The sequence below is a fragment of the Pelagibacterium sp. genome, from assembly GCF_048264985.1.
Taxonomy (GTDB): domain Bacteria; phylum Pseudomonadota; class Alphaproteobacteria; order Rhizobiales; family Devosiaceae; genus Pelagibacterium.
Genome location: NZ_JBLXCL010000001.1, coordinates 271,298 through 288,000, shown reverse-complemented (window position 1 = coordinate 288,000; position 16,703 = coordinate 271,298). Strand labels below are relative to the sequence as shown.

Sequence of the window (16,703 nt, the reverse complement as noted above, 5' to 3'; positions counted from 1 at the left end):
CGTTTGGCCCGGTCTCAATCGGGGGTACCCGCAACCTATTGAGACAAGGCGGACCGCGTGACCGAGACATCCAATAGCTTTAAGACCAAAACGAACCTCACCGTTGGCAACAAGGCCTATACGATCTTTTCGCTCGCCGAGGCTGAAAAGAACGGACTGGATGGCATTTCCCGCCTCCCCCATTCTCTCAAGGTCGTTCTGGAAAACCTGCTTCGCTTCGAAGACGATCGCACGGTCAAGGCTGCCGACATCAAGGCCGTAAAAGCTTGGCTTGACGATCGCGGACGCGCCGGACACGAAATTTCCTACCGCCCTGCCCGTGTTCTTATGCAGGATTTTACCGGCGTTCCCGCCGTCGTCGATCTGGCCGCAATGCGCGACGCCACTGCAAAGCTCGGCGCAGACCCCCAGAAAATCAATCCACTGGTCCCGGTCGATCTGGTCATCGATCACTCGGTTATGGTCGACTATTTCGGCACCCCAGGCGCGTTCGAGCAGAACGTGGCCCGCGAATATGAACGCAATGGCGAACGCTATGAATTTCTGCGCTGGGGACAGTCCGCGTTTGAAAACTTCCGTGTCGTGCCTCCCGGAACCGGCATCTGTCACCAGGTAAACCTCGAATATCTGGCCCAGACAGTCTGGACCAAAGAGGAGAACGGCCAGGAAGTCGCCTATCCCGATACCCTCGTCGGCACAGACAGCCACACGACCATGGTCAACGGCATGGCCGTTCTGGGCTGGGGCGTCGGCGGCATCGAGGCCGAAGCGGCGATGCTTGGCCAGCCCATTTCCATGCTGATTCCCGAAGTGGTCGGCTTCAAATTTTCCGGCAAGCTGCCCGAAGGCACAACGGCGACGGACCTTGTGCTGCACGTTGTTGAAATGCTGCGCAAAAAAGGCGTTGTGGGCAAGTTCGTGGAGTTCTTTGGCGCAGGGCTTTCCAACCTCTCGCTCGAAGACAAGGCGACCATCGCCAATATGGCGCCCGAATATGGCGCGACCTGCGGTTTCTTCCCGATCGACAAGGAAACCATCAAATACCTCAACGATTCGGGCCGCGAACCCGATCGCGTGGCGCTCGTTGAAGCCTATGCCAAAGAGCAGGGCATGTACCGCACCGACGAAGATCAGGACCCGATCTTCACCGATACGCTCGAGCTTGATCTCTCCACTGTCGTGCCCTCGCTTGCCGGCCCCAAACGTCCGCAGGACCGCGTTGCCCTGACCGATGCCTCGACCGCCTTTGTCAAGGCACTCGCTGAAATTGCCGGCGGTCGCAAGCTTTCGCCCGAACCGGAGTCCAAGGGCGATTCTCGCTATATGGATGAAGGCGCAACCGGTGTTCACGACACCCCTGAAGACAACGAAAATCACGGCTATGCCGTCAACGGTGCCGATTACCGGATCTCCGATGGCGACGTTGTCATTGCCGCGATCACCTCATGCACCAACACATCCAACCCCTCGGTGCTGATTGCTGCTGGCCTTGTGGCCCGCAAAGCACGCGAAAAGGGGCTCAAGCCCCAACCTTGGGTCAAGACATCGCTTGCCCCAGGCTCCCAGGTTGTAACCGAATATCTTGAAAAATCAGGATTGCAGGAAGACCTCGACGCTATGGGCTTCAATACGGTCGGCTATGGCTGCACGACCTGCATCGGCAATTCCGGACCGCTCGACGACAACATTTCAAAGACCATCAACGACAACGATCTCGTCGCGGTTTCGGTGCTTTCGGGCAACCGCAACTTCGAAGGCCGCGTCAACCCGGACGTGCGCGCCAACTATCTGGCCTCGCCCCCGCTGGTCGTCGCCTACTCACTGCTCGGCAAGATGACAGGCGACATCACGACCAAATCGCTTGGCACCGGATCTGACGGGCAGCCTGTCTATCTCAAGGATATCTGGCCCAGCTCCAAAGAAGTCGCCGACGTTCTGCGCTCTGCGATCTCTGTCGATATGTTCAAGCGCCGCTATGGCGACGTGTTCAAAGGCGACAAGCGCTGGCAGGAAATCAAGGTCGACGGCGGCGAAACCTACAAGTGGAGCTCTGCCTCCACCTATGTTCAGAACCCTCCTTATTTCGAGGGCATGACCATGGATCCCAAGCCGATCACCGACATCGAGAATGCGCGCGTTCTCTCCATTTTCCTTGATTCGATCACCACCGATCACATCTCTCCGGCCGGTTCGTTCAAATCGGGAACGCCAGCTGGCAAATATCTGATCGAACGTCAGGTCAAGCCGATCGATTTCAACTCGTTCGGCGCACGGCGCGGCAACCACGAAGTGATGATGCGCGGCACCTTTGCCAACATCCGTATCAAGAACCAGATGCTTGATGGCGTCGAAGGCGGCTTTACCAAATCTCCATCGGGTGAAGTTGTGCCGATCTATGACGCGGCAATGGACTACAAGGCCCAGAACACCCCACTGGTGATCTTTGCCGGCAAGGAATACGGCACAGGGTCTTCACGTGACTGGGCGGCCAAGGGCACGACCCTGCTCGGCGTTCGCGCCGTTATCGCGCAGAGCTTTGAGCGTATCCACCGCTCAAACCTCGTGGGCATGGGCGTTCTGCCTCTTGTGTTTAATGATGGCGCATCCTGGCAGTCGCTTGGCATCAAGGGTGACGAGACGATTTCGATCCGCGGACTGACCGAGATCGAACCACGCCAGATGCTCGACCTCGACATCACGTTCGGGGATGGGCGCAAGGAGATCGTTCCTGTTCTTCTGCGTATCGATACGCTGGACGAGCTCGAATACTACCGCCACGGCGGGATCCTGCAATACGTGCTGCGCAATCTGGTCGCTGCGTAATCGACGTCCAAACGACAATGAAAAAGGCGGCCAATGGCCGCCTTTTTTAATGCCTGATTTCGGCAGTCATTTAGATGCCAAGCACCATTTTGACCCCGATAACGCCGAGAAAAATCAGAATCATCTTATCGAAAGCGGCCTGGCTAAGCTTGCCAGAAAGCCACTGCCCGACAGGCATGAACAGGAAGGTCGGGATCAATGCGAACACGCCCTGCAACAGCCATTCGGGCCGCAGAACACCGGCGATCCACAGAGAAGGCGCCTGAAAAACGCCAAGAACCATGAACATTGCAGAGACGGCAAAGACATGAACGTCGCGGCCAAACCGCATAGCGTGAATGAACGTCACACCGATTGGCGCTGAAATGCCCGTTGCGCCATGGATCAGGCCAGCGCCGAGCCCCGCTGGCATCGCCCAGCGCTTCGCCGCCTCGGGTCCGACAACGAAATGTGGCTTGAGCAGCCGTAGACCCAGATAACCAAGCAGCAGCAATCCGAGCGTCACAGCCAGCCCGCGCTCGGGCGTAGACGTCAAGAACCAGGTGCCACCCATCACGCCAAGCACACACAGCGCCAGCATCGGACCTAGAAAGCCGAGCCGAGCATCTCCCCGCGCATGCCGAAAACGATAGAGCTGCGCTGCGTTGGACACCAGGATGGGAACCAACAGGACTGCGATGGCGTGTTGCAGGCCAAACGTTGCGGCAAGAAACGGGATAGCGATAAGCGGCATGCCCATCCCTGTCGCACCCTTGGAGATAGCCCCGGCGCCGACCGCAGCAAAAATAATGGCAAGAGTGATGAAATCCATGGAAAGGCTGGCACTTCTGGACGGAGAGCAAATCGAAATCAATTGCTAGACCAGTTGTTCTAACATGACAATCGCACCGATGTTGGTCTGCCGCCATGCTCAGCTGACGTCGATCCGAAACCTCTCGAAGCCGGTTCCTGGCTGAGCAAAGCGACGAAACATCCGAAACGGGCGCCCAAAAGTGTTCTCATGGGATTGGCGAGAGCGCGGCTTTGCGCAAGGTTGGACACATCAATCACCGTTAACAGACTAGGAGTTGAACCTTTGACCGCGAGCGAACGCCAATCTTTAAGCGCCGATCTGGTGATTGCACCACCCGCTGTCCCAACACTAGCGGTCAAACACACCAACGCGCGATTTCCGGTTAACCGCATCTTTTGCATCGGGCGCAATTACGCAGCCCACGCCGTCGAAATGGGCCACGACCCAGACAAGGAACCGCCATTCTTTTTTCTCAAGCATGGCGGCGCTGTGGTCTCCGACGGCACGTTTCCCTACCCCCCCGAATCCGCAGACGTGCATCACGAAGTTGAACTGGTCGTTGCCCTGGCCACAGGTGGATCCGACATCGCTGTCGCAGATGCACTCGATCACGTTTTCGGCTACGGTGTGGGGCTCGACATGACGCGCCGCGATCTCCAGGCGGAGGCCAAATCCCTTGGGCGTCCCTGGGAGGTTGCCAAAAGCTTCGAGGCGTCGGCTCCCTGCGGGCCGCTCGTTCCCGCCAGCGCGATCGGACACCCCGATCAGGGTGCCATAAGCTTGGCTGTTAACGGTCACACGCGGCAGGAAGGTGATCTCAATCAGATGCTCTGGAAGGTGCCCGAGATCATCTCGACCCTGTCGCGCTTTTTTGCTTTGCAACCTGGCGATATCATAATGAGCGGAACACCCTCCGGCGTGGGCGCCGTCAGCCGAGGCGATATCATAACGGCAAGCATTGGTTGTATCGGCAACATCAAGGTGGATGTTGTCTAGCCTTTTGATCCGGGCACAAAAAAGGGCCTTGCGGCCCTTTAGATCTCAAGGCTCTAAGGCCTTGGCATTTTGGAGCGGGCGATGAGATTCGAACTCACGACCCTAACCTTGGCAAGGTTATGCTCTACCCCTGAGCTACGCCCGCACTCCAATCTTGGCCTACCACTTGGCAGCACCACGATGCGCGCCTATATGCCCAACCGAATTGACAATTGCAACCCATATTTTCACGCTTTTTCGCAACGACCCCGCCACAGTGAGAAACCGAAGACGGCTTTGGGCTTTTGCACAGCCGCTCTGCTTGGTGTAAGGCTCGACGCAAATAATGGCACCAGGCGAAGGGCCTGAAAAAGGCAAGACCAGATGGACCTTAATCTCTCAGCGCAGCAAGCCCCTGCCCAAGGTGGGCTGATCATCGATTCTTCGACAGCGACCTTCCAGGCCGACGTCATCGATGCGTCCAAGGAACGCCCTGTTCTCGTTGATTTCTGGGCACCATGGTGCGGGCCATGCAAGCAGTTGACGCCGGCGCTGGAAAAAGTCGTCGCCGCGCTTGGCGGCAAGATCGCTCTCGTCAAGATCAATGTCGACGAGAATCAGGCCCTGGCCGGGCAAATGGGCGTGCAGTCGATACCCGCGGTGTTCGGTTTTGTAGCCGGACGCCCGGCTGATGGGTTCATGGGCGCCCTGCCCGAAAGCGAGATTGCCCGCTTTGCCCAGAAGATGATCGACATGGCGGCCAAGGCCGGCGTTGGCGGGCCGTCGGAAGCAGAAACGCAGATTGCCGCCGCTCTGGAAGCGGCCGAAGCAGCACTTGTTGCTGAAGATTTCGAGCGTGCCTACCAGATTTTTGCCACTGTGCTACGTCATGCTCCAGACAATCTTGACGCTTTGGTCGGTGTTGCCACGGTCCAGTTCCGCACCGGCGATCGCGATGGCGCCCGTGAAACGCTTGCGATGCTGCCCGAAGACAGCGACCATGTCGGAGCCGAAGGGCTGGCAAAGGCAATTTCGCTCGAAGAAGAAGCTGAAAAGCTCGGCGACGATGCTCAGCTCGAACAGACCCTTGCCACCAACCCCGATGACCATCAGGCGCGATTCGATCTGGCCATGATTCGCAATTCCAAGGGCGACAGGCTGGCCGCCGTGCAAGCTCTGATCGGCATCATGGAGCGCGATCGGGACTGGAATGACGATGGCGCGCGCAAAAAGCTGCTCGATTTCTTTGAGGCCTGGGGACCAAAGGATGCAGCAACGCTTAAAGGGCGTCGCATGCTGTCCTCATTGCTGTTCCGCTAGACCGGGACCGACTACGACAACTGGACCCAGCCATCGGGTTCTGTAAGATCCGAACAGCTTCCAAAAAACGAAGCAAGAGAGGAAATGCAATGCGCCGCCCGGCTTCGATATCGGAAATGCCCGATATGCTCGCTCTCTTCCCCTTGAGCCGTGCACTGTTGCTGCCCGGCTCGCACCGGCCGCTCAATGTGTTCGAACCGCGTTTCGTCGCCATGATCGACGACGCCTTGGCAGGAAACCGGATGATCGGGCTGATTCAGCCCCGCGACACGGCCGAGGAAGCGCCGCGCGGACAGGTGCCCTTGGAAAAAATCGGCTGCATTGGGCGCATCACTCATTTTGAAGAACAGGCCGAGGAACGCTATTTTATTATCCTCGAAGGCGTTTGCAGGTTTGCGCCTATCGAAGAATTCACCACCGCCACCCCCTACCGGCAGGCGCGGATTGACACTTCCGATTTTGCTACCGATTTCACGCCCGAGCTCGGCGAAGACGCAGTCGACCGCCCGCGTCTGATTACCGTTCTGCGCGCCCATGCCGAATTTTCCGACATTGAGGTCGATTGGGAAGAAATCGAGGACATGGCGACCGGTGAACTTGTCGATCTTGCTGCAATGCTCGGTCCCTATGGTGGGCCGGAAAAGCAGGCCCTTCTTGAAGCGCGCACCCTTGTCGAGCGTGCCGAAACCCTCATGGCGCTGGCCGAAATCGAAATGGCACGCGCACGCTCAGGTGTTGTATTGCAATGATGCCTTCGGACGCGCCGCCGCCCGAAGGCAATCCGCGCTACCGGCTCGATCCGCGCACCATCGAAATGCTTGTCTGCCCGGTCACCAAGACACGGCTTACACTGTCGGCTGATGGCACCGAGCTGATCTCGATTGTCGCCCGCTACGCGTTTCCGATCCGAAAGGGCGTGCCTTTGCTGGTCATCGACGCAGCGCGCCGAATCGATGAGGACGAAGCCGAAGCTCTGCGCACTCGGCCCGCATCGGGCAATTAGCATTAATCTAAGCCAGGCCTAGAGCGACAATCCCTTGAGCAGCTTGGCGCCAGTGGCCCCAGCCGCCTTGTTCATAATCACATCCTTGAGCGGATCGATTCGGTCGACGAGCGACAGCCCGAAGTCGCGGACAGCCCGTACGGGGTCAGCGTCGTTGGAAAACAAACGGTTGAGACCGTCCGTCGCCAGGGCCATTGATGCCGTATCGGCGCGCCGACGGCGTTCATAACGCTCCAGTACCGTTATCGAGCCCAGATCCTCCCCAAGTCGCACGGCATCCACGAGCGTCTCGGCGAGCACGGCCACGTCGCGCAGCCCCAGATTCAGTCCCTGCCCGGCCAGCGGATGAATCACATGTGCAGCGTCGCCGATGAGAGCCAGCCGGGGCGCAGCAAGGCGACGCGCCAGAACAAGGCTCAGAGGAAAGCTCTGCACAGTTTCAACGACTTCGACGGCTCCAAGCGTCGAACCCATCGCCGCTTCAATGCGCAGGGCGAGATCTTGGGGCGCCATAGCAAGAAGCGCTTGGGCTGTTTGCGGCGTTTCCGCCCAGACCAGAGACGAACGATGACCGCGCAAGGGCAGTGAAGCAAACGGCCCGGCGGGCCGGAAATGCTCATAAGCGATATCGTTGTGAGGCTGAGCATGGCTGATTGTGGTCACCAGCCCCGACTGTCGGTAGTCATGAGAAAATGTCTTGATCCCGGCCAGCCCTCGCAGCATCGATTTGCCGCCATCAGCCGCAACGACGAGCGCTGCCGATATCGCACGACCATCTTCAAGCTCAACCCGGCCACCTGCCGGGCCGGCGCTGAAACCGGAAACGGCGCCCGGTTCAAGGACCGTCATATGCGCTAGCCCAGCAGCGATAAGACTGGCGGCACTGGCTGTGTTGGGCACCATGTGAGCAAAGGGCTCTCCCTGACGCCGCGGATCTGAAAAGTTGAGAAAGACCGGGCGGCTGATATCGCCGCTGCCTGAGTCGGTGATTTTCATTTCAGCTATCGGATTGGCTGCTTCCGCCATGTCATCCCAGACACCGATGGCCTCGAACACATGCCGAACGCCCGCCGCTATGGCCGAAGCCCGCGAATCTTTTGGCACTGTGAGCTTGCGCCGGTCGAGCAGCCCAACTCGCATTCCAGGAATGTATTTCGCCAGGGCGATGCCCAGCGAAAGGCCCACCGGACCACCGCCTACAATCAGCACGTCAAAGGATTGAACCTGGCCAGTTTGCGCCATCATCAAGGCTCCCGATCGTTTAGCGCCAAGCATGGCGCTGCAGCGCGAACGACGCAAGGAAAGTATTGCCGCACGCCTTGCCAACAGCGAGTGCTCCTAAATTCACCATTCATTATATCACACACCCGTCGTCGCCTATTTTTTAGGCACCTTTAATTGTGTTCAGAAATTGGCAAGTGGGGCGATCTACGAGATAAATATTTTATTTCAGATACTTAGCTGGAAAAATTCCCAGTTGGCACGGCTTTTGAGTCCTGATGTCCCGTGTCAGGTGCGGAATTCGGAAAGGAGCACCCATGAAACTGCTAATCGCCATCATAAAGCCATCGCGGCTCGAAGAGGTCCGTCAGGCCCTCAATTCGCTCGATGTGCACGGCATGACCGTAACAGAGGTCAAGGGGTACGGACGTCAAAAGGGTCACTCCGAGATCTACCGCGGCACCGAATACGCCGTTCACTTCCTCCCCAAGCTCAAGGTTGAGATCGCCGTGGACGCCGCTCAGATCGACGCGGTTGCCAGCGCTATCAAGGACGCCGCCCAAACGGGCCGCATCGGCGACGGCAAGATTTTTATTGTCGATCTCGAACAGGCCATTCGCATCCGTACCGGCGAAACCGGAACGGAAGCCCTCTGAGAGCCTGGCGTCCAACTAGGAGAAGGACAATCATGAATTTCAAGACAAGCAAATTGCTGGGCGCGGCGGCGGTAGCCTCCCTGCTCATAGCACTGCCCGCGCTTGGGCAGGACGCCGAGGTGGCCGAGGAAGTGGTTGAAACCCTCTCCGAAGGCGTTTCCGCAGACGTGGTATTCATCCTGAACTCGTTCCTGATGATTTTCGGCGGCGTTCTGGTGATGTGGATGGCTGCTGGCTTCGCCATGCTCGAGGCCGGTCTGGTCCGCACCAAGAACGTATCGATGCAGCTTTTGAAGAACATCTCATTGTTCTCGATCGCAGCCATCTTTTATTATCTGATCGGCTACAATCTTATGTATCCGCTCGGCAATTGGACGATCGGGTCCGATGATACAGGCGGCTATCTTGGCGCCTTCGGCATCGGCATTCTCGAAGCAGTCGGGGTAACTGCCGATGGTGCCGACGATTTCGGTTACGCAGCGACCAGCTCGGACTTTTTCTTCCAGGTGATGTTCTGCGCCACCACCGCCTCCATCGTTTCCGGCACGCTGGCTGAACGCATCAAGATCCTGCCCTTCCTGATCTTCACAGTCGTTCTGACTGGGCTCATCTACCCGATCCAGGCATCCTGGAAATGGGGCGGCGGTTTCCTTGATGCCATGGGCTTTTTGGACTTCGCCGGTTCGACAGTGGTTCACTCGGTGGGTGGCTGGGCCGCTCTTGCCGGTGCCATCCTGCTCGGCGCCCGCGTTGGCAAGTACAATCCAGACGGCTCTGTCAATGCAATGCCCGGCTCGTCGATGCCGCTGGCGGCACTGGGCACGTTCATTCTCTGGATGGGTTGGTTTGGCTTTAACGGGGCCTCCCAGCTTGCAATGGGTTCGGTTGGTGATGTTGCCGATGTGGGCCGCATCATGGCCAACACCAACGCCGGCGCTGCCGGTGGTGCTGTTGCGGCTTTGATCCTGACAGCGATCATCTACAAGAAAGTCGATCTGACCTTTGTGCTGAACGGCGCTCTTGCCGGTCTTGTTTCGGTGACTGCCGAACCGCTGACACCGGGCCTGGGCACAGCTTCGCTGATCGGCGCTGTCGGTGGTGTCATCGTCGTCTTCACGGTTCCGCTGCTCGACCGTCTAAAGATCGACGACGTTGTCGGCGCCATCCCGGTCCACCTGCTGGCCGGCATCTGGGGTACCATCGCAGTCATCTTTACCAACTCCGATGCGAACCTTGGCGTTCAGCTTTTCTCGATCGTCATCGTCGGTGTCTTCACCTTCGTTGCCAGCTTCGTTGTCTGGTTGATCCTCAAGGCCACCATGGGCCTGCGGCCAACCGAGGATGATGAGGCACTCGGTCTCGACAAGGCTGAAGTCGGCGTCGAAGCCTATCCTGAATTCCGCTGATTCAATCATCAAGGTCCGGGCGCCAGCCCGGGCCTTGCCTAAACGCTGAAAACGCATGCAGCCCATATCCCTCTTGACCCCACATCAATGAGGCCTTCCCACTCGCAAACGATATGGGCTGCATACCTGTTCAGCGCTTCTTGACCCCGCCTCTTTTGACGCGGGGTTTCTTTTGCCTCCAAATTCGCTTGCCGCGCTAATCCAAGGTTAACCATGCACGACTAGGGTTGTCGCAAATGGTATTGCGTAAAACGACCGGCCGCCCGATGACCCTGCATCCTTCACAGCATCTGGACGACAGCCACCGCTCGACACCGGTGCTCTCGATCACCATTCCCGTGCGAATCATCGGCATCGCCGTCGCGCTGATTTGCGCCTTGGCGCTTGTCTCTCTCGCCTCGTGGTCGGTCGACGATCCATCGTTTTCCTACGCGACGGATAAGTCCGTTGAAAACTGGCTCGGATTTCCCGGAGCAGCCATCGCCGATATCGGCTTTCAGCTCCTTGGCCTCGGCGCGCCGCTGCTGGTCTTGCCGCCGCTCGTTTGGTCGTGGTCCATGTTCCGCCGCATCGTGCCGTCCTATCTTGGATTGCGACTGACCGGGTGGCTGCTTGGAACTACGCTCGCGACGGGTATGTTTGCCTGTTTTCCCACGCCGGAGAGCTGGCCCTTGCCACTTGGGCTTGGTGGGTTTGTCGGCACTGGCTTTACAAATCTCTTTACCACCTTGGCCGGCGAGATGCCGCAGGGTTGGGGCGCCATTCTCTATGCAGTGTTGCTGGGCATCCCGGCGCTTGGACTGACCTGGCTCTCGGCCCGGTCGCGCCCGGCCTTCGAGGCCGACCTCCCAGTCCCAACCAAGACGACCGCCCGACGCAAGAAAACACCGGAGCCCGAACCGGAAATCGACGAAGGCCCGGATTCAAGCGGAATATTTGACGTGGCCATCGGCTATCTCGCCCACACGTTCTATGGCGCGCGCGCCGCAGCCAAGCGCATATTTAGCCGCAAGCCGGCCAACGATCAGATGCCCGCCGGCAATTGGCAGGCAAATGATTTCGAACCCCAGCTCGACAGGTCGATAGAGTTTGATCGGCGTCCGGCCGAAGTTGAACCTCAGGCGTCCGAGGATTGGGACCAGGATGCTTATGAGGATTACCAAGAGGACGGCCCGGCCGATCCCGCGCCGCAGCGTCGCGAGGCAGATGATATCGCTCGCATGATCGTCGAGCAGCCGTCAGGATCGCGTGCCCGCGTCGTCGCACCTGCGCCCCGCCCGGCCCCGTCTCCGCGTCAGGTCCGGGAGGCCCAGGCAACGTTTCTGCCCGCCGACGGGTTCGAACTGCCCCCGCTTGAACTGCTTGCCGCCCCCAGCACCACTCAGACATCGCCTGAACACAATCCAGAAGCGCTCGAAGAAAACGCCAAGCGACTTGAGGGTGTGCTCGAAGATTTCGGCGTCAAGGGCGATATCATCAACGTGCGGCCCGGCCCTGTGGTTACGCTCTATGAGCTCGAACCCGCCCCGGGAATCAAATCGAGCCGCGTAATCTCGCTTGCCGACGACATAGCGCGCTCGATGAGTGCCATTTCCGCGCGTGTCGCCGTGGTTCCTGGCCGCAACGCCATCGGTATCGAACTACCAAACAAGACACGCGAGACCGTTTATCTGCGCGAGCTTCTGGCTTCCAATGATTTCGATAAGGCAAAGGCCAAACTGCCCATCTGCCTTGGCAAAACCATTGGGGGGGAGCCGATCATCGTCGATCTCGCCCGGATGCCACATCTGTTGATCGCCGGCACCACCGGCTCGGGTAAATCGGTGGGGATCAATACGATGATCCTTTCTCTGCTCTACAAGATGAGCCCCGAGCAGTGCCGATTGATCATGATCGATCCCAAGATGCTCGAACTGTCGGTCTATGACGGAATCCCGCATCTGTTGACCCCCGTGGTAACTGATCCTGCAAAAGCCGTCGTGGCGCTCAAATGGGCAGTCCGCGAAATGGAGGACCGCTACAAGAAAATGAGCAAGATCGGTGTGCGCAACATCGATGGCTTCAACGCCCGCGTCGCCGAATCGGCCGCCAAGGGAGAAGTCATCACGCGCACAGTACAAACCGGATTCGACCGCGAAACCGGTGAGGCGATCTTTGAAAGCGAAGAGTTCGATCTCGAACCGCTCCCCTTCATCGTCGTCCTCGTCGACGAAATGGCCGATCTGATGATGGTTGCAGGCAAGGATATCGAAGGCACGATCCAGCGCCTTGCCCAGATGGCGCGTGCAGCCGGCATCCATATCATCATGGCAACTCAGCGCCCTTCGGTGGACGTGATCACCGGCACGATCAAGGCCAACTTCCCCACGCGTGTGTCCTTCCAGGTCACATCCAAGATCGATTCGCGCACAATTTTGGGCGAGCAAGGGGCCGAACAGCTGCTCGGCAATGGCGACATGCTTTACATGGCTGGCGGCGGGCGCATCAAACGTCTGCACGGTGCCTTCGTTGCCGACAATGAAGTTGAAGACATCGTGAGCCATCTCAAGAGTCAGGGTGCCCCAGAATACCTCGAATCGATTACTGCCGAAGATGAAGATGGACAAGGCAGTCTCGACGACGAAGGTGGGTTCGGCGGATCGGGCGACGAACTGTACGACAAGGCGGTCAATATCGTCCTTACCGACAAGAAGGCCTCAACGTCCTACATCCAGCGCCGCCTTTCGGTTGGCTACAACAAGGCGGCAACACTGATCGAGCGCATGGAGCAGGAAGGCATCATTTCGCCAGCCAACCACGCGGGCAAACGCGAAGTGCTCATTGGCGACAATGCCGACGGGTTCTAACCCGGACGGGAACCTCACCGCTACACGATGAGTTTATTGCGGACGCGTCCCGCTTCGCGCTCTTGCCGCAATTGAGATTTACTTCGACAGTCCAAGGGGCAGCCCTATTTGTATCGAAACGGAGTCCTGGAAATGATTCGCCTCGCCGCCGCAATTTTGACTGCGGGCATTTGCGCGCTCGCGCTGGCCATGCCGGTACATGCCCAATCACGGGTGTTGACCCCCGATGAAGAATTTCTTCTCCAGGAAATCTCGACGCACAATACCAATATTCGGACTATGGCCGGTCGCTTCATTCAGATCGACAGCCAGGGCGGGCAAATCGAAGGCACATTCTGGCTCAAGCGGCCCGACATGATCCGGTTCCGTTATGCGCCGCCGAGCCGCGAGGAAATCATTTCCCAAGGGCGCGGGTTTTATGTCATCGACCGCCAGGAGCGCACCCAGTACGCCTACCCACAGGACAACGTCCCGCTGCGTCAGTTTCTTGGTGATCAGGTCAGCCTGATCAATTCAAATCTTTCGGACGTAATCCTGTCTGAAACGCACGTGTCGGTAGTCATCACCGATGAAAGCCCGATCGGAACGGTCCAGGTTTCCTTAATCTTTGATCGCGAATCTCTCGACCTCGTGCAGTGGAGCCTGATCGAGCCCTCGGGCGTGGAAACCACTTTCTCGATCTCCGAGACTGAGAAGGGCATCGATATTCCCGACCAGTATTTCCGCATTGACCCCACCTATCGCTCGGTCAATTCGCCAAACTGAGATTGAGGCAATGGAGCCCGGGGCTTTACCGCTCCGGGCCGGGCAGCCATAAAGGCCCCGACCCTTTATTGACCTTCGAGCCCGCCATGCCCTCGCTTGCCACCTGGAACATCAATTCGGTGCGGCTGCGCCTGCCGATCGTTCTCGATTTCCTGTCCCAGTACAGCCCCGATGTCCTGTGTCTTCAGGAGATCAAATGCATGAACGATCAATTCCCGCAAAAGGCGCTGGCCGATGCTGGGTACCCTCATCAGGCAGTTCACGGCCAAAAGGGCTATCATGGGGTGGCGATCGTCTCAAAGCATCCGCTCGACGAGATCACTGCACGCGGCTTTTGCGACATTCCCGATTGCCGCCATGTCTCGGCCCGGCTCGACTTCGGCAAAGGCCCGCTCACCGTTCACAATTTTTATGTGCCGGCTGGCGGCGACGAGCCCGACCCCCAGGTTAATCCAAAATTCCAGCATAAGCTCGACTTCCTTGCAGAGATGGAAGACTGGTTCGATGATCTGGTTTTTGACGAGCGCCAGCTCATTTGCGGCGACTTCAACGTCGCACCCCACGAAAACGACGTCTGGAGCCACAAACAGCTTCTAAAGGTCGTCTCCCATACGCCGGTAGAAACCGAAGCGCTCGACCGACTGCTGTCAAAGCGCAATTGGGTGGATCTGGTCCGCCAGCACATCCCGGTTGAAGAAAAAGTCTATTCCTGGTGGAGCTACAGAGCAAAGGATTGGGATGCGTCGGATCGCGGGCGCAGGTTGGACCACATCTGGGCGACGCGCGACATCGCGGCGCATGCAAAAGCGGCTCACATTCTGCGTCCGGCTCGCGGCTGGTCTGAAAAACCATCCGACCACGTGCCGGTTATCGTGGAGTTCGAATAGATCTAGTCGGCGAACCGGCTGCCCAGCTGCGCAATTGAATCGAGGTAGCGGGAAAGTTCGGCCCTGATAATTGCAGCAACGTCCTCAGCAAGCTCGGGATGATTGCGCAGCAGTTTAAGAAAAGGTTCACGCGGCACGAACAGCAATTTGCTTGTACGAACAGCGCTGACCGATGCGCCGCGCGGGCGGGTCAGCATCAAACCAAATTCGCCGACCAGGGCAACGGGATCGATCCGGAACCGCCCACTGCCCTCGACCGGGGAGTGCATCGCCTCCAGCGCACCCGACACCAGCACAAACCCGCCATCAGCAGCATCACCCGCCGCATAGAGTCCTTCGCCGGGCCCAAGCATGACGTCCTCGCATACGAACGCCAAAAGACGCAGCTGATCGTTTGAAAAGCTGGCAAAAATGTCAAGCTGTGCGAGTGCGGCTACCGCCGCCGCTTCGTCCATACATGCCCCCAGCACCGTGTTGCGGGACCATGATTGCCATAAATTACCGCGCGCGCAAAGACTTACCCCGAAATGGACCGATCGGCATCACGGAACGAGGCGATATCCGCCTTCTTCAGTCACCAGCAAGCGTGCATTTGATGGGTCACGCTCGATCTTTTGACGCAGACGGTAGATATGCGTCTCGAGCGTATGGGTGGTTACCCGGTTATTGTAGCCCCAGACCTCGGCCAAAAGGACATCGCGTGAAATGGTCTTGGCCCCCTGGCGATACAGAAACTTGAGGATCGACGTTTCCTTGTCGGTCAGCCTGATTTTCGAGCCGTCACCATTTTCCAAGGTCTTGGCAGCTGGCTGAAAACTGTAGGGTCCGATGGTAAACACGACATCTTCGCTCTGATCGTGCTGACGCAACGCAGCACGCATGCGAGCCAGAAGCACCGAAAAGCGAAAAGGCTTTGTGACGTAATCGTTTGCGCCACTCTCAAGACCGCGAATTTCGTCGGATTCGCTGTCCTGACCTGTCAGCATAATGACAGGTGCGCGGAACCCATCGTTCCGCATGATCTTGAGGGCCTCACGACCGTCCATATCGGGCAACCCGACATCAAGCAGCATCAGATCGAAATTGTTTGCCTTGGCTGTTTCACGGGCTCCAGATGCCGTTCCCGCCTCTGTGATATCAAATTCACGATACGGTTCGAGCTGCCCGACCAATGCAGCGCGCAACTCGGTGTCGTCATCAACGACCAGCAAACGGCGCTTGTTCATGAGCAAAACTCCAGGTTCTTATCGGCAAGGTCACGCACCAGCCTTCCCAAGCACATACGATTCAAATTGGGCCCGGTCGAACAATCACCGATCACATGCGCGTTATCGGGTGCCGAAAAGCGCCGAACCCACTCTGACGTGGGTCGCGCCCATCAGGATCGCCGTTTCGAAATCCGCACTCATACCCATCGACAGTTGGGTGACGCCAGCCTCCTCGGCCAACCGCGCCAACTGGGCAAAAAAGGGTCCCGGTGCATCCTCGAGCGGTGGAATACACATTAATCCAACGATATCGAGCCCATATTGATCCCTGCAACGCGCGACGAATTCAACTGTTTCTGAGATGGCAATGCCTGCTTTCTGGTCTTCTCCGCCAATATTGACCTGCACAAAGCACGGCAGGCTGCGATCCTGCTTTTTCATTTCTCCGGCAAGGATTTTGGCCAGCTTGTCGCGATCAACGCTTTCGATGACATCGAACAGTGCCACTGCATCGGCTGCCTTGTTGGTTTGCAGCGGCCCAATGAGATGGAGGACGATATCGGGGTAGTCCGCTTTCAGGCCGGGCCATTTGGCTTGTGCTTCCTGGACGCGGTTTTCGCCGAAATGGCGCTGTCCGGCCACAAGCAAGGGCTGTATGGCCCGTGCATCGAAGGTCTTGGAGACCGCCACCAGCTCGGGTGCGACGCTCCCTTCGATGCGACCGGCGGCGCGGTTCATCCTGTTCTTGATCTCCGCAAGCCTTTGGGCAGCGGTTTCCGGGGCGTTAGGGCTCATGGGAA

Annotated in this window: 15 protein-coding genes and 1 tRNA gene; 10 read left to right on the top strand and 6 right to left on the bottom strand. The window is 58.2% G+C overall.

Annotation, left to right across the window (positions count from 1 at the left end; genetic code table 11):
- The first annotated feature begins 57 nt into the window (after positions 1-57).
- A complete protein-coding gene (gene acnA / locus ACN0TA_RS01505; RefSeq protein WP_417579095.1) occupies positions 58-2,823 on the top strand; it encodes an aconitate hydratase AcnA in 2,766 nt (921 codons plus the stop codon).
- Between the two features lie 70 nt (positions 2,824-2,893).
- On the opposite strand, the gene ACN0TA_RS01500 is transcribed toward acnA, so the two are convergent.
- A complete protein-coding gene (locus ACN0TA_RS01500) occupies positions 2,894-3,634 on the bottom strand; it encodes a sulfite exporter TauE/SafE family protein (RefSeq protein WP_417579093.1) in 741 nt (246 codons plus the stop codon).
- Between the two features lie 264 nt (positions 3,635-3,898).
- Here ACN0TA_RS01500 and ACN0TA_RS01495 point away from each other — a divergent pair, with 264 nt between their 5' ends.
- Positions 3,899-4,612, top strand: a complete 714-nt coding sequence (locus ACN0TA_RS01495; protein WP_417579091.1) for a fumarylacetoacetate hydrolase family protein — start codon at positions 3,899-3,901, stop codon at positions 4,610-4,612.
- Between the two features lie 70 nt (positions 4,613-4,682).
- Here the strand turns inward: ACN0TA_RS01495 and ACN0TA_RS01490 are convergent.
- Positions 4,683-4,757, bottom strand: a tRNA-Gly gene (locus ACN0TA_RS01490).
- 218 nt (positions 4,758-4,975) lie between these two features.
- Here ACN0TA_RS01490 and ACN0TA_RS01485 point away from each other — a divergent pair.
- The 3 genes from ACN0TA_RS01485 (at position 4,976) to ACN0TA_RS01475 (ending at position 6,914) form a co-directional block, all read left to right on the top strand.
- A complete protein-coding gene (locus tag ACN0TA_RS01485) occupies positions 4,976-5,911 on the top strand; it encodes a tetratricopeptide repeat protein (RefSeq protein ID WP_417579089.1) in 936 nt (311 codons plus the stop codon).
- Positions 5,912-6,000: 89 nt separating this feature from the next.
- Positions 6,001-6,660, top strand: a complete 660-nt coding sequence (locus ACN0TA_RS01480; protein ID WP_417579087.1) for an LON peptidase substrate-binding domain-containing protein — start codon at positions 6,001-6,003, stop codon at positions 6,658-6,660.
- Positions 6,657-6,914, top strand: a complete 258-nt coding sequence (locus ACN0TA_RS01475; protein WP_417579085.1) for a Trm112 family protein — start codon at positions 6,657-6,659, stop codon at positions 6,912-6,914. The genes ACN0TA_RS01480 and ACN0TA_RS01475 overlap by 4 nt, the downstream gene beginning before the upstream one ends.
- Before the next feature lie 18 nt (positions 6,915-6,932).
- On the opposite strand, the gene ACN0TA_RS01470 is transcribed toward ACN0TA_RS01475, so the two are convergent.
- Positions 6,933-8,159, bottom strand: a complete 1,227-nt coding sequence (locus ACN0TA_RS01470) for an FAD-dependent monooxygenase (protein WP_417579083.1) — start codon at positions 8,157-8,159, stop codon at positions 6,933-6,935.
- Positions 8,160-8,452: 293 nt separating this feature from the next.
- Here ACN0TA_RS01470 and ACN0TA_RS01465 point away from each other — a divergent pair, with 293 nt between their 5' ends.
- From ACN0TA_RS01465 to xth, 5 genes are all read left to right on the top strand, one after another.
- Entirely contained in the window at positions 8,453-8,791 is a 339-nt protein-coding gene (locus ACN0TA_RS01465) for a P-II family nitrogen regulator (protein WP_417579081.1), read from the top strand.
- 32 nt (positions 8,792-8,823) lie between these two features.
- Positions 8,824-10,197, top strand: coding sequence for an ammonium transporter (locus ACN0TA_RS01460; protein ID WP_417579079.1), 1,374 nt, complete (start codon positions 8,824-8,826; stop codon positions 10,195-10,197).
- Positions 10,198-10,433: 236 nt separating this feature from the next.
- Positions 10,434-13,043, top strand: a complete 2,610-nt coding sequence (locus tag ACN0TA_RS01455) for a DNA translocase FtsK (RefSeq protein WP_417579077.1) — start codon at positions 10,434-10,436, stop codon at positions 13,041-13,043.
- A gap of 132 nt (positions 13,044-13,175) precedes the next feature.
- Complete coding sequence (locus tag ACN0TA_RS01450; protein WP_417579075.1) at positions 13,176-13,808, top strand: LolA family protein; 633 nt, start codon at positions 13,176-13,178, stop codon at positions 13,806-13,808.
- An 86-nt stretch (positions 13,809-13,894) separates the two neighbouring features.
- The gene (gene xth / locus ACN0TA_RS01445; protein ID WP_417579073.1) at positions 13,895-14,695 is read left to right on the top strand and encodes an exodeoxyribonuclease III; all 801 of its coding nucleotides are present in this window, start codon (positions 13,895-13,897) and stop codon (positions 14,693-14,695) included.
- A gap of 2 nt (positions 14,696-14,697) precedes the next feature.
- Here xth and ACN0TA_RS01440 read toward each other — a convergent pair whose 3' ends face one another.
- The 3 genes from ACN0TA_RS01440 to ACN0TA_RS01430 all read right to left on the bottom strand — a co-directional run bounded on the left by ACN0TA_RS01440 (position 14,698) and on the right by ACN0TA_RS01430 (position 16,698).
- Positions 14,698-15,150: a Crp/Fnr family transcriptional regulator gene (locus tag ACN0TA_RS01440; RefSeq protein WP_417579071.1), complete on the bottom strand. Its 453-nt coding sequence runs from the start codon at positions 15,148-15,150 to the stop codon at positions 14,698-14,700.
- An 87-nt stretch (positions 15,151-15,237) separates the two neighbouring features.
- Positions 15,238-15,921: a response regulator transcription factor gene (locus ACN0TA_RS01435; protein ID WP_417579069.1), complete on the bottom strand. Its 684-nt coding sequence runs from the start codon at positions 15,919-15,921 to the stop codon at positions 15,238-15,240.
- A gap of 102 nt (positions 15,922-16,023) precedes the next feature.
- On the bottom strand, positions 16,024-16,698 hold the full coding sequence (locus tag ACN0TA_RS01430) for a YggS family pyridoxal phosphate-dependent enzyme (protein WP_417579067.1): 675 nt from the start codon (positions 16,696-16,698) through the stop codon (positions 16,024-16,026).
- Between the last annotated feature and the right edge of the window lie 5 nt (positions 16,699-16,703).